Raw genomic sequence first — 23611 nt, forward strand, 5'->3', positions numbered from 1 at the left:
TGTCCAACTCGCGCAAATATTAGTCCAAGCGCCGAAAGAAACCCCGTTTCAGCTCACCAGATTTTCAATAACACGCGGCTGGCTGGGTCGTCTCAAACTTAACAATGCAAGGGGGCTGTAATGCTTTCTCGTCAAAAACAAATGTCTGTGCAGTGGGATCAGATTGACCCGGCTCTGCCCACTCTACCTAAGCAACAAAAGCTGGGCGATAGCCGCTCGTCTGGCCTGTTGCCAAAGCTATTCACAGGGCTCCTTGCAGCAGGGTTTGCGACCTTCGTTCTATTGCCATTCACTTCGACCCTTACGGGAACTGTTACGAAAGACCTCTTCCCAATTGTGGACATGTTGCTCGTCCTACTCTCTGCGCTTGTCGTTTTTGCTTCTACAGCCGCAATAGTACTGAAAGGATCAACACTGCGATCCGTCCTTGGGCGAGGATTGGCCTCTCTCGGTGCAGCGCTTATCATTTCGCCCGTAGGGCTTTCGATCCTGTTCGCATTATACCTGAAAGACTGGGTATCGATCGTAGTAGACACGTCTATCGAGCAGGCGGGAAGAACAGCGATATCCCTGTTTGGCGGTATCTTCGTTGCCAATGCCCTCGCTATGGGATTGGCGTTTGGATGTTTGTCTCTGCTACTTGGGATCAGGCTAATGCAAAATCGTCCAAAACCACTCGCTTCGCCTTAGGCGAGTGAACTTTCGTTTTGGGCTCAACGCGGTCATCTGACAAAAAAAGTCGGATGACGGCTTTGCGGACAAAGCCGCCGTTCAGTTTTTGGGTGGTTCGTACGGATCAGGCGTTCCCGGTGGGATTGGAGGGTGTTCCTCGAAGGTTGCAATGTGCTCCTGCAACTGCGGCAGCGCCTTTTCGGCTGCCCATGTGTGCGGGAAGAGTACGCTTTCACGCTCGTGTGGATCATTCAAAAGGTTGTAGACCCTTGGTGTGTCGAAAGACTCCGTTGCACCAAAAGCAGTCGTATTCTCCTTGAAAAGAACTTTCCAATCCTTCCACTTTACTCCGTACACCTGCTCACCCATGTAGACGATCACGCCTTCTCGGTTTGAGTTTGGTTGGGCACCAAGAAAGAACTTTGACTGGTCGACACCATCAAAGGCCCTGTCATCAGGCACCTTGCCCCCTGCAAAAGCTGCAAGTGTCGGATAGAGATCCATTGAGTGGACAACATCGTTGCTTTCTGAACCGGCAGGGATCTTTCCCGGCCACTTGATTGCAAAGGGTACACGCATGCTTCCTTCGAGGCTGGTGAACAGAGTGCCGCGCCAAGGCCCGGCTGTACCATGTACAGCAGGAACCGGCGAGACGTTGGCATTTCCAACTGGAAGAGCTTCGGGGCCGTTGTCAGCGGTGAATATCACCACGGTGTCGTCGGAAACACCTTCCGCTTCAATCGCATCAACGATGCGTCCGATATAGCTATCTGTTTGAAGCAGAATGTCTGCCCAGACGCCGTTTCCAGTGGCGCCATCAAACTCCTCGGACGCGATATTTGGATAGTGGGTCTGCGTATATGCAAGATAGATGAAAAACGGCGCGTCTTCGGAACTCTTCGCTTCGATAAAGTCGATAGCCTTTTTCGTCAGTTCGCCGTCTATCTCGCCGCGATAGTCGAGATCGTAGTCCCGCGCGATGGTTGCTGGCTCGCCTGCAACACCCTGCATCACAACAGGCTCCTCCAAGTTGGCTTCAGCAAATCCCGGAAGCGTGCGCCAGACTGTAACGTCAGTGGTCTCAACTCCGTAAAATTCGTCGAATCCTTGATTCGTTGGATAGCGTCCTTCGGTCCAGCCAAGGTGCCACTTGCCGTACATGGCCGTGTTGTATCCCACATCCTTTAGCATCTCCGCCACCGTGATTTCCCACTGAGTTAGGCCGTAGACGCCGCCGCCCAGTGGGACCGTGTGGTTGCCGCTTCGGATACCGTATCGTCCTGTCATGGTCGCTGCACGGGACGGCGTGCACTGGCTTTCTACGTTGAAGTTTGTGAGTCGTAGCCCCTCCGCAGCGAGGGCGTCCATCTCGGGGGTCGCTGTACCTCGGATTATGCCGCCTCCATTGAACCCAGGTTCGCCCCAACCAAAATTATCTAAAAATATGAATACGATGTTGGGTTTATCTTGAGCTGAAGCGCCCGTGGCAAATAGAAGAGACAAGGACAGCAGGAATGTTCGCGATAACCACTTCATAACAACGTCTCCAATCAAGATCACGGACTCAAGACTGACGAACCAAGTCACCAGTCGTCAATAACGTCGTATCATTGCGGTACTTTTTCACCGCGGCTGAGTACCAGAGGTCAGGGCGAAGCTGCGGCCCCGGACTAGTCGAACCTCTCCTGAGATCTTTTGAGCTCATCTAAGAAAAACCGTTGTTTTCCTTGACGAACAGTCGGCTCAGATGTTGCCATAGGCTGGCATTAAGCGCGTCTGGGAGGTTCAAATGAAGTTTTTTCTGACGACATCGACAGCAATAGTTTCCGCAGCATTCCTATCAAGTTCTTCAAATGCTCAAGAGGCCGCACAAGGCGGGCAAGTCGGAGAGATGACCATATCGGTTGATGATATGCGCGAACCCGCGCCCGCTGATTTCTCACCTTATGCAGGTCGAGACTTTCCTACACGACCTCTGTGGGGTGACACTCACTTGCACACGTCAAATTCGCTCGACGCGCGAGGGTTTGGCGTCATCCTGAGCCCAGACGATGCTTATAGATTTGCACGCGGTGAGGAAGTCACTACGTCGCACGGCCTTCGGGTGCAGTTATCGCGCCCCCTCGACTGGCTTGTCGTATCCGATCACTCGGACGCCATGGGCGCCATGAATGAGATCGTCGCAGGGAATTCTACCCTGATGCGTGATCCAACACTTCGAGACTGGAACGAACGTCTAAACGCCGGTGGAGATGTTGCTCTCGGCGCAACAATGGAAGTCATAGAAACCTTTGCGGGTATAACCGGTGATGCTCTTCCCGAGGCTGTTTCAGATCGCAGGTTCGTACAATCCGTTTGGGACGAATTCACGCAAACTGCGGATCATCACAACGACCCCGGCGCATTCACTGCGTTCATCGGGTACGAATGGACGTCCACAGAAGGAGGCAACAACCTCCACCGCAACGTGATCTACCGAGATGATGCCATTCGCGCACGGCAGATGCTGCCATTCACAACCGCAGAAACATTTAATCCCGAACGTTTGTGGGACTGGATGGAAACTTATGAACTAGAGACCGGCGGCCGTGTACTTGCCCTTGCCCACAACGGCAACGTCTCAAACGGCCTGATGTTTCCGGTGGAAACCAACCCGGAAACGGGCGAACCTTTGACCGAAGACTACGCAGAGCGGCGTGCTAAGTGGGAGCCGATGTATGAGATCACCCAGATCAAGGGTGACGGAGAAACTCACCCTTTTCTCAGCCCGAACGATGAGTTTGCCGACTATGAAACCTGGGATAAATCCAATCTGGGTCCGACGCCCAAAGAAGACTGGATGCTTCAGTACGAATACGCGCGCGAGGCTTTGAAGAATGGTCTCAAACTAGAGGCTCAGCTCGGCACCAATCCATACAAGTTCGGAGTAGTGGGCTCGACTGACAGCCATACGGCTTTGGCAACGGCGGAAGAAGACAATTTCTTTGGCAAACACTCCGGTGTCGAGCCGGAACCTGGCCGTTGGCAGCATGTCGTTGGTGAGTTTGATGCCTTGAGGATTCTCGGGTGGGAAATGGCGGCCTCTGGCTACGCAGCAGTTTGGGCTGAAGACAATACACGCGAAGCTATATTCGACGCCATGGAACGGAAAGAGGTTTACGGGACAACCGGTAGTCGCATTGCGGTCCGTTTCTTTGGTGCCTGGGACTTTACGGAAGAAGATGCAAGATCCCGTTTGCCCGCCGAAATAGGATACGAAAAAGGCGTTCCGATGGGTGGAGACCTCTCACAAACCCCTGAGAGCGCAGACGCCCCAACTTTCCTCATCGCTGCCCTAAAAGACCCATTTTCCGGCAATCTCGACCGTATTCAGATTGTGAAGGGTTGGTTAAATGCCAACGGCGATACTGAAGAGCGGGTTTATGACGTGGCTTGGTCGGGAGACCGAGAACCTGATGCGGACGGCAACCTGCCAGTGGTGGGGAACACCGTGGATGTTGCAACGGGCACGTTTACCAACTCTATAGGGTCTCCAGAGCTGATCACTGTTTGGAAGGATCCTAATTTCGATCCTTCAGTTAGGGCTTTCTACTATGCCCGTGTCTTGGAAATTCCCACACCGAGGTGGACAATTTACGACTCCGTTCGGTTCGGAGACGAACTACCTGCGGAGGTTCCGACGTCAACGCAGGAACGCGCGTACACTTCGCCAATTTGGTATACGCCCGAGAACTGAAAGGCACCAATGGTCTTAGACTAATTTCAACAAAAGGTAGTCACTGGGTGTTGAAACCATACGGCTACTTTGTCCGCACAACGGTCGCTGATGCTCCGCGCAGCGAACGGCTGCTCTGAGCCCAGAGCCGACATTTACCAAACTGCGTGGGTCTTGTCAGAAGAACTTGGGTTGAGCGGGGCAGGGGTGTTGCGTAGCTTTTGCCCATGACCAGACCCGCCTCTTTCAAATACTTCAAAACCAGTCCCGAGGTCATCCGCCTTGCGGTGATGCTGTACATCCGTTTCCCGCTCTCGCTTAGGAATGTCGAAGATCTGCTGCACGAACGCGGGATCGACGTGAGCCACGAAACTGTCCGGTATTGGTGGAACAGGTTTGGCCCGATGTTTGCTGCTGAGATAAGGCGGAATCGTGTTCAGCAGCTGCGCTCGTTCTCCAAATGGCAGTGGCACGTTGACGAGGTTTTCGTGAAGGTAAATGGTAAGCGGCATTATCTTTGGCGGGCCGTTGATCATGAGGGCGAAGTGCTGGAAGCCGTCGTTACCAAACGCCGAAACAAGCAGGCGGCATTGAAATTCCTCAAGAAATTGATGAAGCGGCACGGTAAAGCGGAAAACGTCGTCACGGATCGCTTCGCATCGTGTCGGGCCGCTCTCAGAGAGCTCGGCGCTGCCGAAAAACAGCAGACGGGAAGGTGGCTCAATAACCGCGTCGAGAATTCACACCTTCCTTTCCGACGACGCGAACGCGCCATGCAACGGTTCAGGCGCATGCGAAGTCTACAGAAATTCGTCTCGGTCCACTCCTCTGTCTACAACCACTTCAACCAAGAAGGATCGCTCGCAAGCCGAGATACCTTCAAGCTGACCCGCGCCGCCGCTCTTAGCGAGTGACGTCAACTTTGTTCCGGATAGGTTTGCGGTTTCCGCGGCAAACTGAGACTGGTTAGAATTCGTCTGACAGCACCCTTAATTCGATAGGAGGTTTCGGAAGCTGATTGTGCGAGACGCAACAATGCCCGGACCTTGTACTCTACCAATCCGGAAAATGTGTCGTGAAATAGCTGGGGAGTCGGACTGTAAACAGCCGTTTCAGCGTGGATCTTAAGACAATGCCCACTGTTGTTTTCGCGGGGCTTCCGTCCTTTGGAGAGTAGCCAATCGCTTGCCGCGTTTCGGTGATATCCCAGCGCATCCCCGGGTTAACTGACATTAGGTTTAGGGCTGCGAAGGAAATATCCTTGGCATCTATTGCGGCGCGCATTCCGCTTAGAAAGTCCCGATCACTCAACCACATTTCCTGACCCCACCGGCCCATCGCCATGTGTGTGCCGGGTTGGTTGCCGTGAGTCCATTGCGTCCAGCCGATGCGCAAGCAGATGACCGACAGTCCGTGATGCTCAGCGAAATAAGCCCCTGTCCGTTCACAGAATAGCTTTGACATGCCGTAGGCGTTTACTGGCCCTGGTGGTGTCGTGCTGTTGAGCACCTGATGCGTGAACCTTTTGTCGCCGTGAACCCAGTTGGAGCTGGCAAGAACCACGCGGCTGACGCCCATGGCTGCCGCATGGTGATAGAGAGAAAGCGTTGCATCCATATTGTGTTTGATCGCGGAGGCCCAGGTGGCGGAGGGCTCTCGGTCACCAGCTAGATGCACGATAACGTCCACTCCCTTAAGCAAACTGACCCAACTGCTGTCGTCGGACAGGTCTGCTGTGTGAATGTCGGGATGATCAACGGGACGGATGTCGATGCCAGAGACGGTGTAATCGGAGTCGCTTTCTAGCGCGTTGAAGAGTTTGCGGCCGAGATGCCCGCCTGCGCCTGTAATCAAGACATGCATGACAGGAACTCCTTGTTGTTTGTGAGCCTCAATGGCAATTGGGTTGCATCTTCATCCGTCAAGAAGCGGAACGTTTGCCGAAAACTCAGCGTTTCATTCGGTGCGAGGTTGCGTGCCGGGGAGTGCCACTCCGCTTCGCAATAGGCGTAATCGGCCGAATTAAAGACCTCAAACGGATAGTCGTGTGCAAATTGATCGCCCTGTTGAGGTTCTGGTACCGAGCACATTAGCAATGGGGTGTTAGGGCCGCACCGCATCAGTGTACGACCGTTGGGGTTCGGTAACCCGACCTTGAATTCCTGCTGTCTGTTGCAATCCACGACAATGCCATTGCCGTGCGTCGCTATCATCCCTTCGGCAGAGCCAAAAACAGGATAAAACGCGGGGTCTTCCAACTCGACACCGATCTTGGCAGGGGTATTAAGCATCATGACTGACCAAATGCCGGTGAGGCGCGAGGAGGTCCCATGGTTGGCAACGATGTGTTCTATTTCCCAGCTTTCCGCCGAGGTTAGTGTGATGCGGCGCGACACCGACAAGTGCGAACTCGGGCATACTGCGCTGGTCATGTCGATACGAGTGCTGCTTCTTGAAGTGATCTGGTAAGCGCCGCTGTCCAACACGGGAAACGGAGCGCCGTTTATCCATGATGCATCCGGGGCGATCCAAGTCTTCTCGCCGCCCCAGAGCGGAAAACCAAATTGTGGAGAGCGTGTGGGCAGATCAGCAAGCCGTGTGTCATCGACATCCAACCCGATGAGATCTGCATTCTGAAACAGGAGGGAGCGACCTTGGAAGTTTATGTCCCATAAGCGGCCCCCGATGCCGGGCAGGAGTGTCAGCCGCAGATCGTTTTGCTGCAGGTGAAGAACGCTCCATCTGTCCGACATGTACCCCCTCCTATCGGTTCCCGGCGCGATCGAATGCGCTGGGACAATCGCTTAGGTGTGTTTGAACTGGACGACGTTTTCGGCCGTAATCGGCATAACCCCGGTTTCAACACGCTCTGGCAAAGGATTGATGCCAGCCGCCTTCCAATCGGGCAAGACTTTCAGCGCGTCAGTGTTCTGCCAATGCATCATGTGGAAGGCGAGAAAGATCTCAAGATAGGATTTCTGAGCCACAGCGCCGTGAATTGTGCCGTCTTCGATATAGGGAAGCATATCATCATTTCGGTCCATCGCGACGATCTTGATGTCCTTGCGTCCCGCCTCATTGACTGCAATTGCAGCGCCTTTGCCGCTGTCGCCGTCCGTGCCGCCAATGCCAACAATATCCGGGTTCGCCTGAATGGCCTGAAGATAGGCTGTCGGCGCATAGGACGGGTCGGCCTTATCGTTGACGACGTCGACGACCTCGATATCCGGGTATTTCTCGGCAAAGATCTGTTTGTACCCCTCGACCCGCTCCAATGTGGAGGGGGCAGGGAAAGTGCCGAGGATAACCTTGCCTTTCCCGCCAATCGCTTGCGCGAGCATTTCGCCGCCAACACGTCCTGCTTGAACGCCGTTGATACCAAGGAATGTGGATCGGGGACTGTCGGGAATATCGCCAATACAACATGTGACTGGAATGCCAGCCTCGACCGCACGTTCGACGCCGGGGGCCAGAGTGGCTGGATCACCGGGGAAGATAAGGATGCCAGCGGGACGTCTTGCGATCAGTTCATCCAATTGGCGTGCTTGTGCGGCCGTGTCGAAATCCAACGGGCCCGTGAATGTGGCCTTGATGCCCATCAATTCTTCAAGGTCTTCCATCGCATTTCGATAGTCCACCCAGAACGGCACCTGCGTGACGATGGACAGGAAAACATACTCCTTGCCGGCCGCTTGTGCCATGGCTTCTTTGGACAGCATGGGCAGTCCGAACGCTGCGGCCAGTCCAGCGGTGGTGCCCGCTGTCAGCAGCCTGCGCCGATTCACATTCAATTCAGTCATCGTAGTCTCCCTGTTTTGGATCTTTGGTTGTTGTTGAGTTTTGGAAAGCTTGCGGATTAGCCCCGTTTGCTTCGGATCAGCATGTCCAAGGCGACCGCTGTAACGAGCACACCGCCGATGACGATCATCTGCCAGTAGATCGATACGGCCAGCATCGTCATGGTGTTGTTGATCAACGCGACGAAAACGACGCCGAGGAAAGCACCAAGAATAGTACCTTCGCCGCCGCGTAGAGATGCGCCACCGATGACTGCCGCCGCCAGAACCTGAAGTTCGATGCCGTTGCCTGCTGTGGGCGTACCGCTCATCAGGCGCGAGGCCAGCAAAACTCCGGCCAAAGCAGCCAGAATACCGGTCAGTGCGTACAGAATGATACGCACGCGTGTGACATGGATGCCTGACAACATCGCGGCCTTTTCATTGGCGCCGATGAAATAGACCTGACGGAAAAAGCGTGTATGGCGGACAGCCAGGTCAAACAGGACGACAAGCAGAATGGTGAACAAGACGATTACAGGAAAGCCGCCTATGTCAGCTTTGCCGATCCAGGCAAATGATGCTGGCAGGCTTGAGACAGAAAAACCTTCGGTCAGGACAAGAGCGATGCCTCGCGCAATCGACATCGTGCCGAGGGTCGCGATGAGCGGATTGATCCCAAGACCGGTCACCAGCAAACCGTTCACTACACCGACAATTCCACCCAGCACTAGTCCGCATACCACCGCGAGCGGAATCGGCATGCCAGTCAAAAGTAGCATGGCTACGACGGTGGAAGACAAAGCCATAACCGATCCAACGGAAAGATCGAACCCGCCGGATGCAAGTAGGATCGCCATGCCGATCACGATGATCACAGTGGGGGCCATGCCCACGGCCACGGCTCGAAAGTTTGAGAAGCTGAGGAAATAGGGATTAACGTTGGACATCACGATGATGATGGCGGCGATCAGCACGATCAGCGTCAGTTCACGAATATCGACAAAAGCTTGTAAAACACGGCGCAGCAGCGGACGCTTCATGGGCAAGTTGGCTTGAGCGGTCATGGTCACGTCGCGACTCCTGATTGATTGGTTTGGGGTGCGTCCACAATTGGAACGGAATTTCCAGCGGCCATTTGAAGAAGCGTGGTTTCGGTTGCCTCGGCGGCTGCGATGTCTCCCATGAGGCGACCGTCGTGGACGACAAGGATGCGGGTCGAGAGAGAGACAAGTTCGGGAAAATCGGATGACACGACGAGGATGGCCATTCCCTCGGCTGCTCGACGCAAAAGTTCCGTGTGGATTTGGAATTTGGCTCCGACATCGACCCCTTTTGTGGGCTCCTCAATGATCAGAAGAGCTGGCGCGCGTTTGAGCCACTTGGCCAACATAATCTTTTGTTGATTGCCGCCTGAGAGATCACCAACAAGCTCGTTAATCCCGCTGGTTTTGACACTGAAGGCGTCAATGGCTGTTTGGCTGGCTGCTTTGATCGAGCCCGAACGCATGAACCCAGCAGACGCATGATCGGAAAGACTGGCCGCGATCAGGTTGTCGCTGAGTGATTGTTCCAGAAAGAGGCCTTCAGTCTTGCGTTCCTCGGGAACAAACCCGACCCCAGCACGCATCGCCTGCCGCAAGGACGCAAAGTTAACAGGCTTGCCGTGCAGTCTGATCTCCCCGGTCGCGCCATGCATCAGCCCGACAATCGATCGAACAATCTCGCTGCGGCGAGCGCCCATCAACCCTGCCATCCCTACAATCTCTCCGGCTTTAATGGAGAAAGAAATGTCTTCGAATTCACCTAGATGGGTTAGGTCTTGGACATGCAAAACCTCTTCGCCGTTAACCTTACCTGACCGCGAGACATCGCCGGGGTGAGCGCCGCCGATCATCTCGGCAACGACTTGTTCCTGAGAAGTTTCCGAAACCGGTAAAGTGCTGATGTGGCGCCCATCTCGCAAAACGGTAATGCGATCCGAGATCTGGAAAATCTCGGCCATATGGTGGCTGACATAGACGATGCCAATCCCTTTTTTTGTCAGGGACTTTAGGACTTCAAATAGTGCGTCTACTTCGTCGGGTGCCAATGCCGATGTCGGTTCATCCAGCAAAAGGACGCGGGAATTCAACGACAGCGCCTTGGCGATTTCAACAATCTGGCGGGAGCTAATTGGCAAGTTTTCCACGGGTGTTGAGACGTCGATATCCAGACCGAATTCCGCCAGTAACGCCTCCGCACGGCGGCGCAGTTCAGGCCAGTCAACTACGCCAAACCGGGTGGGCACGCGGCCCGCGTAGATGTTTTCCGCAACAGAGAGCGCGCCAGCGAGGCTGAGCTCTTGGAAAACACAGCCGATGCCCAGGGATTGCGCATGCGACGGGCTTTCGACCCGCTGTTCCTTGCCGTCGCACAGGATACGCCCAGCAGAAGGTTGGTGAAGTCCATAAAACAGGCCGAGACAGGTGGATTTTCCGGCGCCGTTTTCCCCGCATAGCGCGTGAACTTCGCCGGGTCTCAATTCAAAGTCGACGCCATCCAAAACAATGTTCGTGCCGAAGCTTTTGCCAACCCGATCCAGTTGGATCAGTGGCTGTAGTCCCGGTGAGTCAGGTTTCATTGCTGGCGTCATATAAGCTTCCTCCCGCTTTTTGATTGGCATCTGATATCTCAGATGTCAACTGAAAAAGAAAAGACAGTGAGGTGCCCAAAAGAAAGGGGCGGCGCCGTTCTGGCCCGCCCCCGTCACAACGAAGCTACGTTTTTGCTAGGATGCGGTCGCTCCTTCGAGGACGATGGCGGCGCTTTTGTAGGCTTGTCTGGTGCGGTCAATATGCGCTGTGAGAAGAGATTTGATTTTGGCCATGTCACCTTCGCGAACGGCAATAGCGATTTTCGAATGCTCATCGAAGGAGAGCTCAGTATGCTGTGGCAGTTTCGCCAAATGGGTTCGCAATGCGGCAATCTTACCGATGTAGCGTGTATAGCTGGCCGTCAGATAATCGTTACCGGCATGTTCAAAAATCAACTGATGAAATGTGGTATCCAGTGAAAGGTAGCCCTTTTCATTACCTCGCCTGCGTTCTTTCTCCATGTCCTTCACGACACGCTGCATGTCGTCGGCAAGACCTTCCGGGTTCCGCAACAACGCAAGTTCAAAGGCGGCAGTTTCGATAGCCTGTCTGAAATCGCAGATCTGAGTCACTTCCGGCTCAGACAGCGAAAAAACGCGTGCGCCTTTTTGAGGCTCGATACTGACCAACCCTTCGTCACGTAATTGAGCGAGTGCTTCGCGGACTGGCGATTTCGATACGCCCAGCTCTTCGGAGATTTTTCGCTCCGACAAAACCTGACCCATTTTCAGGGAGCCATCGATAATACTATTCCGCAAATGTTCCAGTGCGAGTTCACGCAAAGACTTGGGTCTCTCAAGCGCCATCTGAGGATATCTCCAAAAAAAGGTGTTGCCAGATGCAAGATATCTGATACACCAGATTAGGCAAGCTGGTATATCAGATATCAGAATGTATTTAGGAGATCAAAAAGTGCGCGCAGAGTTGGTCGTCGATTGTAAGAACCAGCACGGGGAGGGGATTTTCTGGAATCCCGCCGATGGCCTAATCTGGTGGACCGACATTGAAGGCTGTGCGCTTTGGTCATTTGATCCTGCAACGTCAGAATCCGCTTCTCATGAGATGCCGGAGCGCGTGTGTTGCTTCGCGCCGCGCACGTCTGGCGGTCTGATCGTTGCTTATGCTGATCGAGTTGTCTTGTTCGATTCGCCCAATAGCGAGGAAACCCTCGTGACGCGATTCGAGCCGAACAATCCGGAGACACGGCTTAACGATGGGCGAACTGATCGCCAGGGGCGATTGATTGTTGGAGGCATGAACGAAGTTTCTGGTAAGGCCGATTCGTCGGTCGTCCGCGTTGATAAGGATTTTAGTGTACGGACGATTATCGAAGGAGTGTCTTGCGCCAATTCGACTTGCTTTACGTCCGATGGTGAGACGATGTTCTTCGCGGATACCCCGGATCGGGAAATCGTCGCATTTGATTACGACACCCGCAGTGGAACCGTTTCGAACCGTCGGCAGCACGCTTCTTTCAATGATGAGCCTGGCTTGCCTGATGGGTCCTGTGTCGATGCGGAAGGGGGCGTCTGGAACGCCGAATGGGAAGGCCATCGCGTTGTTCGCGTCGCACCTGACGGCACGATAGATCGCGTGATCGAGGTGCCGGTCTGGAAGCCCACCTGTTGCGCTTTCGGTGGCCCTGATCTCGACACGCTGTTCATCACGACCTCAAGGCTGATGAGTGACGACGCAGCTTTAACAAAAGAACCGGAATCCGGCGGCCTCTTTGCTGTGAAACCCGGCGTTCGTGGCGTGATCGACGCGCCATTCAAAGGATAACCGACGAATTTCTGGAGGAGAAAACTATGTTGAAAACGCTTATGACCACTACGCTTGTCGCGGGGTTCGCCACGCTGGCAACGGTCGCTCTGGCGGAAAATTATCCAACACCGGTTCCACTTGAGGACGGGGCACAAGCGCCAATCGATGCGATAGAACCCAAGAACGATACGTTCCGGATCGCGTATATGCCGCCGGCGACCGAGTTCAACTATTACATCGCCATCGGTGAAGGCATCAAAGCGGTTGCTGCTGAGGCTGGGGTCGAAGTCTTCATGCTTGCGCCCCAGTCCGGTGCGGACATCAACGGCCAAATGGGAATGATCCAGGATGTGCTGACGCAGGATGTGGATGCAATCATCTTTGGTACCCACGATGAATTTGCTGCCGCACCACTGCTGAAGCAGGCCGTCGACAAGGGCATGGCAGTTTTGATGATCAACTCAGACATCCCGAACTTCCCGACGCCAATTCATGGCGTTGTCGGGTACTCCCAGCGCAACGGCACACATGCCATCGCTGACTGGGCCATTGAAACTTATGGCGATCAACCGTTGAAGGTCGGAATCATCGAAGGGCAGCCTGGCTATCACTCGACCGAGCGTGTGGGAGGCTTTCTCGACGGTATCGAGGGCAACGAAAACTTCGACGTTGTGGTCTCAATTGACGGTAAATGGAACGTTGAAGGCGGCAACACTGCTGGTATGGATATCCTGCAGTCGAACCCCGATCTCGACATGATCTTTGCGGCGAACGACTACATGATCATCGGGGCATCTTTTGCGGCGAAAGCGCTTGGCCGCAGTGACATCGTCCTCTTGGGCAATGATGGCGACACGTCCGGCCTTGAAGAAATTGCGGCTGGCAACATCACGGCAACCGTCAACACCTCACCATTCCTGATGGGTAAGGCGGCTATGCACGCAACCATTGATGCGCTCAACGGGTCCTATCCCGGCGGCTGGATCGAAACGCCCACATCAATTGAAGACAAAGATGGTGCGATCAGCGTGCTGCAAGAGCCAGAAAAGCTCTTCCCGCAGCCGTCCAAAGAGTACTGAGTTTTCTCCCCGCTTCCCGGTGGCGCGTGCGCGTGCTGCCGGGAAGCAACTCAACCGAGTTTCGCATTTATCGAGGCAATCGTAATGACACCCGCAACGCCACTTTGGGAGTTTGTCGATATCACCAAGGCCTATCCTGGGGTTCTGGCGAATGACAAGGTCTGTATCCGGCTTATGCCCGGTTCCATTCATGGGCTGCTGGGTGAAAACGGCTGTGGCAAGTCGACTATGATCAAGACACTGTCCGGCGTGCAGCAACCCGATAGCGGTCAAATCCTGCACAATGGCAAGCCGGTCACGATCAGCGACCCGCAGGCGGCACGTGAACTGGGCGTCGCAACAGTTTTTCAGGAATTCTCTATCGTGCCCACCTTGTCGGTTGGCGAAAACATCTTCCTTGGCAATATGCCTCGGTCCCGCTTTGGCGTGATCGACTGGGCCAAGGTCCACAACGAAGCCGCGCGCGTTTTGGCGGAAATGGATGTCGATGTTTCACCCGAAACGATCACCGGCTCGCTATCGGTAGGCGAGCAACAACTGGTCGAGATCGCGAAAGCCGTCGCGATGGACGCCCGCATGATCATCCTGGATGAGCCAACGGCGGCATTGGGTGACGATGAAATTGAGCGCCTGCACCAGCTACTGCGCAATATGCGTGAGCGCGGTACCGCTATTCTCTATGTGTCGCACAGGCTGGATGAGGTTGAACGGATCGTTGATGAAGTGACGATCTTGCGCAACGGCTGTGTTGTGCGAGCAAGTGGCGAGACCAAGATCAGCGTCTCTGAGATTGTCAGCGCAATGGTCGGTGAGGACATTGGTGAGCATTATCCAAAGGAGCAGAACGCGACCAAGGATATTGTGCTAGAGGCGGCGGGTCTGGCCACCCATTCGGGCGTGAAAGATGTATCGTTTTCGTTGCACCGGGGTGAAGTTCTGGGCTTGGGTGGTGTATTGGGCAGTGGCCGCACAGAGATTGCCCGCGCCCTATTCGGGACAGATGAGCTAACCGCCGGGCAGATATCACTGAACGGCAAACCGGTTCGCTTTCGCCGGGAAATTGATGCGATCCGTGCGGGTTTGGCGCTTGTTCCAGAGAACCGAAAGTTTGACGGGTTGTTCTTCAATTTCCGCGCAAGCGGGAACGTCACCGCAGCGTCTCTCGGCGGGCTTAGCCGGTTCGGTGTCTTGAATCTCAAGGCGGAAGAGCAAGCCACTCATGACCTGATCCGCGATCTGGAAATCTCGACCCAGGCTGAGGAAAAGACGGTCAACTTCTTGTCTGGTGGTAATCAGCAGAAGATCGTGATTGCACGTTGGCTGTTCTCAGCCTCGGACATTCTGATCCTTGATGAGCCGACGCAAGGGATCGATATCGGCGCCAAGATCGCTGTTTACAAGCTGATTAACAGGCTCACGCGGGCGGGAAAATCGATCATTCTGATCAGTTCAGACCATGATGAGTTGCTTGCGATGAGCGATCGGATTGCCGTCGTGCAGCACGGAACGATAGTGCGCACGGTCGATGCATCCGACCTTACTCATGACGACCTTGTGCGCGCGTCCGCCGACACTCCTCAATCCAAGCCTAAGGAGGCTTTCGCATGAAGCGGATCTTTGACACCCAGTTGATCGGACCATTTGCAGCAATGGTGATCGTCGCACTGATCGTGGCACTTACAACGGAACGCTTCCTGAACCCGGGCAACCTTTCTAACTTGTCGCTACAGGTAAGCATCGTGGCCTTGATCGCAATCGGGTCTACTATCGTGATCTTCGCAGCGGGCATAGATCTGAGTTCCGGGTCTATGGTGGCTTTGCTGACCATGATCCTTGCGCAAATGTTGAAATTTGTCGGCATTCCACTGTTTCTGGCGTTGCCACTCATTCTCCTCATGGGCGGATTGCTTGGTCTGTTCATTGGGCTGATAACAGCCTATGGGCGTATCCCTTCTTTCATCACTACACTGGCGGCGTTGATTGCCTTCAGGGGCCTTGCCCTGACCTTCAACAATGGATCGCCGATCTTTTCGCTGGATCCGGCGCTGGAGCCAATATTTTACGGCAAACTGTTCGGCGTTCCGATGCCTTTCTTCTACCTCGTGTTCTTCTACGTCCTTGCCGCGTTCACTATGAACTTCACGAAACTCGGCCGTGAGATTTATGCCGTGGGTGGCAACCCAGCCGCTGCCGTTCTGACGGGTATCAACGTACGTAAAGTTCAGACGACGACATTTGTCATCGCAGGTTTCATGACTGCGGTTGGTGCGATCCTGATGTCAGCGCGCCTCAACTCTGGTTCACCGAACTATGGCCAGACGCTGGAACTTCAGGCCATTGCCGCCGCTGTTGTCGGCGGAGCCAGCCTTGCAGGTGGCCGCGGCAACATCCTCGCCACGCTGATGGGGGCGATGACAATCGTAATCGTCCAGAATGGTTTGAACCTAAACGCTGCGCCATCTTCGGTTCAGAACATCGTGTTGGGCCTGATCATTCTGTTGGCCGTCGGCATAGACATGTGGCGTGCAGAGATTTCGGGCTTGATGGGTCGAATGTTCGGCCGCCCTTCATCGCAGCAGTCGTCTAACGTAAAGAAGGAGGCCTGAGATGGATCTGGGGCTTAAGGATAAGCTGGTCCTGGTGACTGGTTCAGGTTCCGGCATCGGCAAAGCCACTGCCCGGGTCTACCTGGAAGAGGGCGCGCGGGTCATCGTGCATGGTCTGACCGCAGCGGAAGTGTCCGACTGCGTCGACGACCTGTCATCTCTGGGCGACGTCGAAGGCATTGCGGCCGACCTAACCAAGACGTCTGATGCGGAAACTCTGGCGGAGTTTGCCCGCGCACGCGGTGCGGTGGATGTTCTTGTGAATAATGTCGGCATCTTTTCGGTTAAGCCGTTCGAGGATCTCACGGATGACGACTGGATGCACTATTTCAACATCAATGTCCTGTCTGCCGTTCGGATGAGCCGAATTTTCCTGCCAGACATGCTTGGCCGGGATAAGGGATCTATCATCAACATGGCTAGCGAAGCGGCAGTGAAACCACTACCTCAGATGGTGCATTATTCTGTCACTAAAACTGCCATGTTAGGTCTGACACGTGGCATGGCAGAATTGACAAAGGGGACAAAAGTCCGGGTTAACTCGATCCTGCCTGGTCCAACCTGGACCGAAGGTGTCGAAGCCTATTTTGACGGCCTCGCCGATCAAAAGGGTGAGCCGCTCGACACGATCGTCGACAATTATTTCAAATCAGATGAGCCCACATCGCTCATACAGCGCTTTGTCCAACCAGACGAAGTCGCCCGCATGATCGTCACGATCTCAGCAAGCACAGCCTCCAATGGTTCTGCGCACCGGATCGAAGGCGGCATCGTTCGCAACATTCTTTAACTTCTAACTGGAGGAGCCCTACATGGCCGCTCTCACTTTCTCTCACATCGGCATCACAGTTCCCGACCTGGAAAAAGCCGTGGAGTTCTATTCCAAGGCATTCGGCCTTTACGTGCTGATGGAACCAACTGAAATCCTGCATGACGAAAGCGCCATCGGTCAGATGTGCGACGATGTATTTGGGGAAGGCTGGGGAAGCTTCCGCATCGCACATTTGTCGATGGGCGACGGTGTTGGCATCGAATTGTTTGAGTTCCCGAAGACCGTCGAAGAAGAACGCCCGTTTGAATATTGGCGGCGTGGCTTGTTTCATTTCTGCGTACAGGACGAGGATCTGGAAGGCCGCATCAAGGTTATCGAAGACCTGGGCGGACGCCAGCGCATGAGCCAAGTGCGCAAGTATTACCCAGGTGAAAAGCCTTATCGCATGGTCTATATGGAAGACCCGTTTGGCAACATCTTCGAGCTCTACAGCCACTCGTACGAATTGACCTATTCGGCGGGTGCTTATGACTGATCGCGCCGACTTTTCCCCCAGAACGGACAAACCCAAGGTCGTGATAACCGATTACGACTTTGGTGATGTTGCCGTTGAGACGGAAATCCTGGAAGCCGCAGGAGCCGAGGTGATTGCGCTTCAGGCCAAGCGCCAGGAAGACCTGTTCGATGTCGCGCCGCATTGCGCAGCGATGATGAACCAATATGCCCGGATCGGGAAAGAAACGATTACGCGGATGCGGAACTGCGAGGTCATCGCGCGTTATGGCGTAGGCGTAGATATCGTGGATGTCGGCACGGCAACGGAAAAAGGCATCCTCGTTACCAACGTGCAAAACTATTGCACCGAGGAAGTCGCCGATCACGCGATTGCCCTTTGGCTGACCCTGGCGCGCAAGTTGCCTGACTATGATCGGGCCACTCACGCAGGGGTCTGGCAATGGCAAAGCGGGCAGCCGGTCTACCGGTTGCGCGGGCGGACGATGGGTGTCGTTTCGCTGGGTAAAATTGGGCAAGCCATCGTTGCGCGGGCGCAATCTTTCGGAGTTACGGTCATCGCTTACGACCCGTATTTGCCAAGAGAAGTCGCCGCGAAGATTGGGGTCGAGCTGGTGAGCAAGCCCGAATTGCTAGCAAGGTCCGACTATATCCTGATGCAGGCGCCGATGACGCCGAACACGCATCACTTTTTGTCGGATGCCGAATTCTCGGTCATGAAACCCGGTGCGATACTCGTGAACACTGGACGTGGACCAACGGTCGACAACAAAGCCCTGTTCCGGGCGCTGACCGAAGGCCATTTGGCCGCTGCAGGGCTCGACGATCCCGAAGAAGAGCCGGCAAAGCGCGCCAACTGGACGCCTGATGACAACCCGTTGTTCACACTGTCCAACGTCCTCGTAACACCACATGCCGCCTACTATTCCGAGGAATCAATACACGCAGCGCGGGTTACCGCGGCTACGCAAGTGGCCAAGGTCCTGACAGGACAAAAACCCGACTACACAGTCAATGCCGACGCGTTGGCCGTATCTACCGCATAACAGGAGACAAGAATGCCAGACGTCAGCACAGACCTTAGGGTTTTCAATGATTTTGAAAGAAACCCGGAACTTCTCAAAAAATTCGACAAGGTGTTGGAGGCGTACTCTGCTGCTGCCATTTTTGCGGATGTGCAGTACCGAACAGGCGTGATGGACAGCGCCATCAAGCCTGCTTTCCGCGCCAAGGTGACAGGCCAGGCCGTGACGGTCCAGCTTTCAAAAGGTGATCTTGTCGACCCATTGCGAGCGCTTGAAATGGGACAACCCGGGGACGTGATCGTTGTGGACGCGGGTGGTGATCGTCAAACGTCAGTCTGCGGCGGTTTAATGGGTGGCCTGGCCAAGAACCGTGGCATTCGGGGTATGATCGTAGATGGCACTGGGCGTGACACAGATGAGTTGGAAGACATTAACTGGCCAATCTGGACGCGCGCGATCACGCCGCGCGGAACGCACACGATGTTCTCGGAACGTAAAGAAGAACTTTCGATCAATGTGCCAATCGCCTGTGGGGGCGTCGTGGTAAACCCCGGAGATTTCATTGTAGCTGATCTTATGGGCGTCGTTGTGGTTCCACAGGAAATTGCCGAAGAAACCGTGCGCCTTGCTCAAGAGCAGGCTGACCGTGAAGAGGAAACCCGTAAATGGGTGGCCCAAGGCAAAACCGTTGAGGATCTGCTGAATGAATTCGGTCGCATCTGAGCCAGCGCTGATCGGCGTAGATTGGGGCACTTCATCGTTTCGTGCATTTCTAATTGGTGCGGAGGGCGACGTGATCGATGGGGTCTCGTCGCCTGAAGGCATCATGCAGGTTGCGGGGCAAACCTTTGACGCGGTCCTTGATCGTCTCATCGGCCCTTGGGTCTCCAACACTAACCTGCCGATCCTGGCATCTGGCATGATCACCAGCCGCAATGGCTGGGTCGAAACGCAATATGCCGAAATGCCGCTGGGTGCTGGCGGTCTTGCGCGGGCGCTGGTCCCCCACGAAGCGGCCAACGGTGCGCGTATTCATTTCGTGACCGGTGCCTCGACGGAACATGCCGGAGGACCGGACGTAATGCGCGGCGAGGAGACCCAGATCATTGGGGCATCTTCGCTAGGTTTGAGTGAAGGTATGTTCGTGATGCCGGGAACGCACAGCAAATGGGTTCAGGTTGCCGACGGGAAGATCGTGGATTTCTCGACCTACATGACAGGTGAGATCTTTTCGGCGCTGAAAGAACACACGATCCTTGGCACCTTGATGAAGGAGGACGCCTTCAGCGAAGACGCATTCGTGATGGGCGTCAAGGCGGGCCTCAGTGGTGAGTCGAACCTGCTGCACAGCCTGTTTCATGTTCGGACGCTTCCTCTCATGGGCAAAATCCCAAAGGTTGCCACGGCCGACTACTTGTCGGGCTTGTTGATCGGGACCGAGGTTGCTGCCGCGACCGGCGAAGTAAAGGACGTCGGCACGATCACTGTTGTTGGACGCAGCGATTTGTCCGACCGATACGAAATAGCGCTTCGAACTGCTGGTTTCGACAGCCGTCGCGCGCCAGATGATATCGTTGCGAAAGGGCATTTTCTGATTGCTCGCGCTGCGGGGTTGGTTGGATGATTGACCTCACCGCAGCTCTTGCCGAGAACCCGCTGATTGCGATTTTGCGGGGGCTGGCACCAGAAAATGCGCGCCCGGTGTCTGATGTACTCTTCGATACCGGGTTTCGGATAATCGAAGTGCCGCTCAACTCACCGGACCCGCTGGAATCGATTACGCAGATCGTTGCGAAACATGGCGCACAAGCCATAGTCGGCGCTGGCACTGTGTTGACTACGGATCAGGTTGCGGCGGTCGCAGATGCAGGCGGGCGGATCATCGTGTCGCCCAATATGAATCCGGACGTCGGGCGCGCGGCTGTCGCGCGGGGTCTGTATTGGTGTCCAGGTGTCATGACCCCATCCGAGGCCTTTACGGCGTTGGATATCGGAGCTTCGGTCCTCAAATTCTTTCCGGCGGAAATGGTGCCACCAGCTGCCATCGCTGCCATGCGCGCCGTATTGCCTGCAGACGCAGTCGTCGCTGCGGTAGGGGGCATAACGCCGGATACGATGGCGTCGTATCATGCCGCGGGTGTAGATGGATATGGGCTGGGCTCCGCGCTGTTCAAACCGAGCTATACATTGGATGATATCGGGGGGCGTGCGCGCGCCTTCACCAGTGTATTGGAGGAACTTGGATGAAACAGGCCCTTGTAACGGGCGGTACGCGAGGGATTGGGGCGGGTGTTGCACGGTCGTTGGCAGACGCAGGTTGGTCCGTCATTGCCGCATCCGCCTCCCAATCCGAATTGGATGCATTCGAGCCTCAGGACGGGTTAAAGGTGCAGCTCTTGGATGTCACCGACCAGACGTCCATCAATGATGTATTCGGCGAACTCAGGGGTCTCGATGCGTTGGTGAACTGCGCAGGTATTCTTTTGCGTGGCGAAGAATATGACATCGACGTCTTCGCCAAGGTGCTCGATGTGAATCTGACCGGTACCATGCGCTGCTGTCTTGCCGCGCATCCATTGTTGGCTGAAGCGAGTGGGGCCATCGTCAACACCGCCTCTATGCTCAGTACCTTTGGTGGGCCTTTGGTTCCGGCGTATTCCGCTTCTAAGGGCGGCGTGGCACAGTTGACCAAGGCGCTCGCAGGTCGCTGGGCCGAAGACGGTATCCGGGTCAATGCCATCGCGCCGGGTTGGATTGAGACAGAGATGACCCAGGGCCTTCGGGAAGACCCTGAACGAACAGCGGGGATCATGGCGCGTACGCCAATGAAACGCTGGGGAAAACCCGAAGAAGTCGGTGCGCTTGTGCAATGGCTTTTGAGTGAAAACGCCAGTTTTGTGACCGGATCGATCTATCCGGTCGATGGCGGCTATCTCGCTATGTGAGGAAAATCTATGAATGACGATGACACCGCCCGAATGCCATATCAATTGCCATTCCCCAAGGATGCGCAAGACGAGATCGTGATCCCGAATGCCCTGAGTGAGGACGACAGACTATGGGTTCCGCAGGCAGAGAACGTCTGGTTCCGGCCGCTCTGCCTGAACCGCTCGCAAGGTTATTGGATGAACCTTCTCAAAGTGCGCAAAGCTGGTGTTCTTTCGCGGCACCGCCATCCACAGCCAGTCCACGGTTTTGTCCTGAAAGGGCGCTGGCATTATCTGGAACATGATTGGGTTGCGGAAGAGGGGGGATATGTCTTTGAGCCGCCGGGTGAGACTCATACTTTGGTCGTTCCCGACGATGTCGAAGAGATGGTTACCTATTTCCAGGTCAATGGCGTGATGTGCTATGTTGATCCGTGGGGCAAGGTCACTGGCTACGAAGATGTCTTTACCAAGATTGATCTGTGCCGGAAACATTTCGCGGAAGTCGGTCTTGGAGAAGATTACGTTGAACAATTCATCAGGTGATGCGCCGCGTTTCGCGCTTGTGGCCCATGATGCGCGAAAGGACGAAATCGTTGAATGGGTGGGTCTGCAATTGGCCCGCCTGTCCAGAGTACAAATCATTTCGACTGGGACCACCGGCAGTCGCATCAAGCAAGCCTATCCACAACTGGATGTGACCTGCCTGAAAAGCGGACCACTCGGAGGCGACCAACAGATTGGCGCCATGATCTGCGAAGAGAAACTGGATGCATTGATTTTCTTTGTCGACCCTCTCTCACCCATGCCACATGACGTCGACGTTAAGGCTCTGACCCGTCTCGCAACGGTATATAATCTGCCAATGGCATGTTCGCGCTCAACCGCGGATCTGATCGTCAAGGGGCTGATTGACGAGGATGACAACGCGCCTGGGTGATACGCCACGCGCCGCAAGCGCCGATCAGCCAGTTCTCAGAAGGTGCTCTGCCAGACTGCCGAGTTTTTCGCTGCCAAGTTGGCTCATGTTGGCCTCAATGTCAGCTTTCAGGATGTGAACGAGATGGTCGATCCCTCGTGCCCCGAACGCTGCAACGGCATATTGAAAGGCGCGTCCGACCATGACGAAATCTGCACCTTTTGCCAGGGCACGCATGATGTCCAATCCCCAGGCAACGCCAGAGTCGTAGATCAGTGGCACATTTGTTCCGACTGCTTCGCGGATGTTCGGGAGTTGGTCAATCACAGCGGGTCCGGCTTCGAATTGACGCCCGGAGTGGTTTGAGACCCAGATGCAATCCACACCCTCGGCCACCATTTTTTGTGCATCCTCCGGCCGCAGGACACCCTTGACGATCAGGTGACCCTCCCATTCCTGTCTCAGTTCGCGCAGGTAGTCCCAATCTGGAATCCCACGGATCAGAGCGCCTGCATGGGTAAAGCTTTCTCGCCCGCGTGTCGGGACGTAATCGTCAAAGAACCGCATACGTGGCATGATGCCCTCGCGCAGATGTGCAAGGCACCAGGCGGGTCGTGACGCCATTTCTTTCAGCGTGCGCAGGTCAGCCTTTGGAGGCACGGTCAGGTTGGCGCGGCGTTGTCGTTCGCGCCGGCTCTCTTCTGGTACGTCCACCGTGATGATCAACGTATGAAATCCCGCTGCCTTAATCCTCGGCAGCATTGCGCGGCGCAGATCGCCGGACTTTACCGGGTAATGCTGAAACCATCCGTTTTTGCCAATGTAGGGCGCCACATCCTCCGGTGAAGCAACCGCCACGCTCGACAGCGAAAACGGAATGTTGTGAGCAACCGCTGCCTTGGCAAGCATCCGCTCTGCTCCTGCCCACATCAGGCCGGACATACCTACCGGTGCGATCCCGAAAGGCAGGTCGTATTTTTGACCCATCAATGTAGTCTGCAGGTCGGCCTTTGTTCGGCCACATAGCACACGCGGCATGAATCCTATGGCATCGAGAGCGTCACGGTTGACCTTCAATCCCAGCTCCCGGCCGGTCGCGCTGTCGAGGTATTCGAAAGCAAACTTCGGAATGCGCTTCTGTGCGGTTCGCCGAAGGTCTTCTATCGACGGGTGAGAAAGGTCCAGATCCATCCGGGTCCTCTGGTGT

24 protein-coding genes are annotated in these 23611 nt (G+C 55.1%); 16 read left to right on the forward strand and 8 right to left on the reverse strand.

The window, feature by feature from the left end; translation table 11 throughout:
- Window positions 1–120: 120 nt before the first annotated feature.
- A complete protein-coding gene (locus tag ACR0B8_RS02060; RefSeq protein WP_226688655.1) occupies window positions 121–690 on the forward strand; it encodes a hypothetical protein in 570 nt (189 codons plus the stop codon).
- Window positions 691–771: 81 nt separating this feature from the next.
- Here ACR0B8_RS02060 and ACR0B8_RS02065 read toward each other — a convergent pair whose 3' ends face one another.
- Entirely contained in the window at window positions 772–2208 is a 1437-nt protein-coding gene (locus tag ACR0B8_RS02065) for an arylsulfatase (protein ID WP_170362889.1), read from the reverse strand.
- 253 nt (window positions 2209–2461) lie between these two features.
- On the opposite strand from ACR0B8_RS02065, the gene ACR0B8_RS02070 reads away from it, so the two are divergent.
- Both ACR0B8_RS02070 and ACR0B8_RS02075 read left to right on the forward strand, forming a co-directional pair.
- Window positions 2462–4408 carry a DUF3604 domain-containing protein gene (locus ACR0B8_RS02070; RefSeq protein ID WP_319003453.1) on the forward strand — a complete coding sequence of 649 codons (1947 nt, stop codon included), beginning with the start codon at window positions 2462–2464 and terminating at the stop codon, window positions 4406–4408.
- A gap of 206 nt (window positions 4409–4614) precedes the next feature.
- Window positions 4615–5301 (forward strand): IS6 family transposase, encoded by a 687-nt coding sequence (locus ACR0B8_RS02075; RefSeq protein WP_226688654.1) that lies wholly within the window; start codon window positions 4615–4617, stop codon window positions 5299–5301.
- Window positions 5302–5440: 139 nt separating this feature from the next.
- Here ACR0B8_RS02075 and ACR0B8_RS02080 read toward each other — a convergent pair whose 3' ends face one another.
- The 6 genes from ACR0B8_RS02080 to ACR0B8_RS02105 all read right to left on the reverse strand — a co-directional run bounded on the left by ACR0B8_RS02080 (window position 5441) and on the right by ACR0B8_RS02105 (window position 11605).
- Window positions 5441–6250: an NAD-dependent epimerase/dehydratase family protein gene (locus ACR0B8_RS02080; RefSeq protein ID WP_170357680.1), complete on the reverse strand. Its 810-nt coding sequence runs from the start codon at window positions 6248–6250 to the stop codon at window positions 5441–5443.
- Window positions 6238–7140 carry a hypothetical protein gene (locus ACR0B8_RS02085; protein WP_170357682.1) on the reverse strand — a complete coding sequence of 301 codons (903 nt, stop codon included), beginning with the start codon at window positions 7138–7140 and terminating at the stop codon, window positions 6238–6240. Before ACR0B8_RS02085 ends, ACR0B8_RS02080 begins: the two co-directional genes overlap by 13 nt.
- Window positions 7141–7191: 51 nt before the next feature.
- Window positions 7192–8187 (reverse strand): substrate-binding domain-containing protein, encoded by a 996-nt coding sequence (locus ACR0B8_RS02090; protein ID WP_010437236.1) that lies wholly within the window; start codon window positions 8185–8187, stop codon window positions 7192–7194.
- A 56-nt stretch (window positions 8188–8243) separates the two neighbouring features.
- Window positions 8244–9230 (reverse strand): ABC transporter permease, encoded by a 987-nt coding sequence (locus tag ACR0B8_RS02095; RefSeq protein ID WP_226688810.1) that lies wholly within the window; start codon window positions 9228–9230, stop codon window positions 8244–8246.
- A gap of 2 nt (window positions 9231–9232) precedes the next feature.
- Window positions 9233–10798, reverse strand: coding sequence for a sugar ABC transporter ATP-binding protein (locus ACR0B8_RS02100; protein WP_480657844.1), 1566 nt, complete (start codon window positions 10796–10798; stop codon window positions 9233–9235).
- 135 nt (window positions 10799–10933) lie between these two features.
- The gene (locus tag ACR0B8_RS02105; protein ID WP_010437239.1) at window positions 10934–11605 is read right to left on the reverse strand and encodes a GntR family transcriptional regulator; all 672 of its coding nucleotides are present in this window, start codon (window positions 11603–11605) and stop codon (window positions 10934–10936) included.
- 85 nt (window positions 11606–11690) lie between these two features.
- Between ACR0B8_RS02105 and ACR0B8_RS02110 the strand changes: the two genes are divergently transcribed.
- The 13 genes from ACR0B8_RS02110 (at window position 11691) to ACR0B8_RS02170 (ending at window position 22425) form a co-directional block, all read left to right on the forward strand.
- A complete protein-coding gene (locus ACR0B8_RS02110) occupies window positions 11691–12581 on the forward strand; it encodes an SMP-30/gluconolactonase/LRE family protein (RefSeq protein ID WP_226688652.1) in 891 nt (296 codons plus the stop codon).
- A 26-nt stretch (window positions 12582–12607) separates the two neighbouring features.
- Complete coding sequence (locus ACR0B8_RS02115) at window positions 12608–13642, forward strand: sugar ABC transporter substrate-binding protein (RefSeq protein ID WP_170395852.1); 1035 nt, start codon at window positions 12608–12610, stop codon at window positions 13640–13642.
- 84 nt (window positions 13643–13726) lie between these two features.
- Window positions 13727–15250 carry a sugar ABC transporter ATP-binding protein gene (locus tag ACR0B8_RS02120; RefSeq protein ID WP_480657841.1) on the forward strand — a complete coding sequence of 508 codons (1524 nt, stop codon included), beginning with the start codon at window positions 13727–13729 and terminating at the stop codon, window positions 15248–15250.
- Window positions 15247–16248, forward strand: a complete 1002-nt coding sequence (locus ACR0B8_RS02125) for an ABC transporter permease (RefSeq protein WP_480657839.1) — start codon at window positions 15247–15249, stop codon at window positions 16246–16248. Before ACR0B8_RS02120 ends, ACR0B8_RS02125 begins: the two co-directional genes overlap by 4 nt.
- A gap of 1 nt (window position 16249) precedes the next feature.
- Complete coding sequence (locus ACR0B8_RS02130; RefSeq protein WP_170357694.1) at window positions 16250–17038, forward strand: SDR family NAD(P)-dependent oxidoreductase; 789 nt, start codon at window positions 16250–16252, stop codon at window positions 17036–17038.
- A gap of 22 nt (window positions 17039–17060) precedes the next feature.
- Window positions 17061–17555: a lactoylglutathione lyase family protein gene (locus tag ACR0B8_RS02135; protein WP_108861949.1), complete on the forward strand. Its 495-nt coding sequence runs from the start codon at window positions 17061–17063 to the stop codon at window positions 17553–17555.
- Entirely contained in the window at window positions 17548–18579 is a 1032-nt protein-coding gene (locus ACR0B8_RS02140) for a C-terminal binding protein (RefSeq protein ID WP_480657837.1), read from the forward strand. The genes ACR0B8_RS02135 and ACR0B8_RS02140 overlap by 8 nt, the downstream gene beginning before the upstream one ends.
- Before the next feature lie 12 nt (window positions 18580–18591).
- The gene (locus ACR0B8_RS02145) at window positions 18592–19281 is read left to right on the forward strand and encodes an RraA family protein (RefSeq protein ID WP_108861947.1); all 690 of its coding nucleotides are present in this window, start codon (window positions 18592–18594) and stop codon (window positions 19279–19281) included.
- A complete protein-coding gene (locus ACR0B8_RS02150; protein WP_480657835.1) occupies window positions 19262–20182 on the forward strand; it encodes a 2-dehydro-3-deoxygalactonokinase in 921 nt (306 codons plus the stop codon). Before ACR0B8_RS02145 ends, ACR0B8_RS02150 begins: the two co-directional genes overlap by 20 nt.
- Window positions 20179–20805, forward strand: a complete 627-nt coding sequence (locus ACR0B8_RS02155) for a 2-dehydro-3-deoxy-6-phosphogalactonate aldolase (RefSeq protein WP_226688651.1) — start codon at window positions 20179–20181, stop codon at window positions 20803–20805. Before ACR0B8_RS02150 ends, ACR0B8_RS02155 begins: the two co-directional genes overlap by 4 nt.
- Window positions 20802–21503 carry an SDR family NAD(P)-dependent oxidoreductase gene (locus ACR0B8_RS02160; protein WP_226688650.1) on the forward strand — a complete coding sequence of 234 codons (702 nt, stop codon included), beginning with the start codon at window positions 20802–20804 and terminating at the stop codon, window positions 21501–21503. The genes ACR0B8_RS02155 and ACR0B8_RS02160 overlap by 4 nt, the downstream gene beginning before the upstream one ends.
- A 9-nt stretch (window positions 21504–21512) precedes the next feature.
- Window positions 21513–22031 (forward strand): 2,4'-dihydroxyacetophenone dioxygenase family protein, encoded by a 519-nt coding sequence (locus tag ACR0B8_RS02165; RefSeq protein ID WP_226688649.1) that lies wholly within the window; start codon window positions 21513–21515, stop codon window positions 22029–22031.
- Entirely contained in the window at window positions 22012–22425 is a 414-nt protein-coding gene (locus tag ACR0B8_RS02170; RefSeq protein WP_226688648.1) for a methylglyoxal synthase, read from the forward strand. The genes ACR0B8_RS02165 and ACR0B8_RS02170 overlap by 20 nt, the downstream gene beginning before the upstream one ends.
- A gap of 24 nt (window positions 22426–22449) precedes the next feature.
- Here the strand turns inward: ACR0B8_RS02170 and ACR0B8_RS02175 are convergent, their stop codons facing one another.
- On the reverse strand, window positions 22450–23595 hold the full coding sequence (locus tag ACR0B8_RS02175) for an alpha-hydroxy acid oxidase (RefSeq protein ID WP_480657832.1): 1146 nt from the start codon (window positions 23593–23595) through the stop codon (window positions 22450–22452).
- Window positions 23596–23611 lie beyond the last annotated feature (16 nt).

It is taken from the genome of Ruegeria sp. BH6, assembly GCF_056538105.1.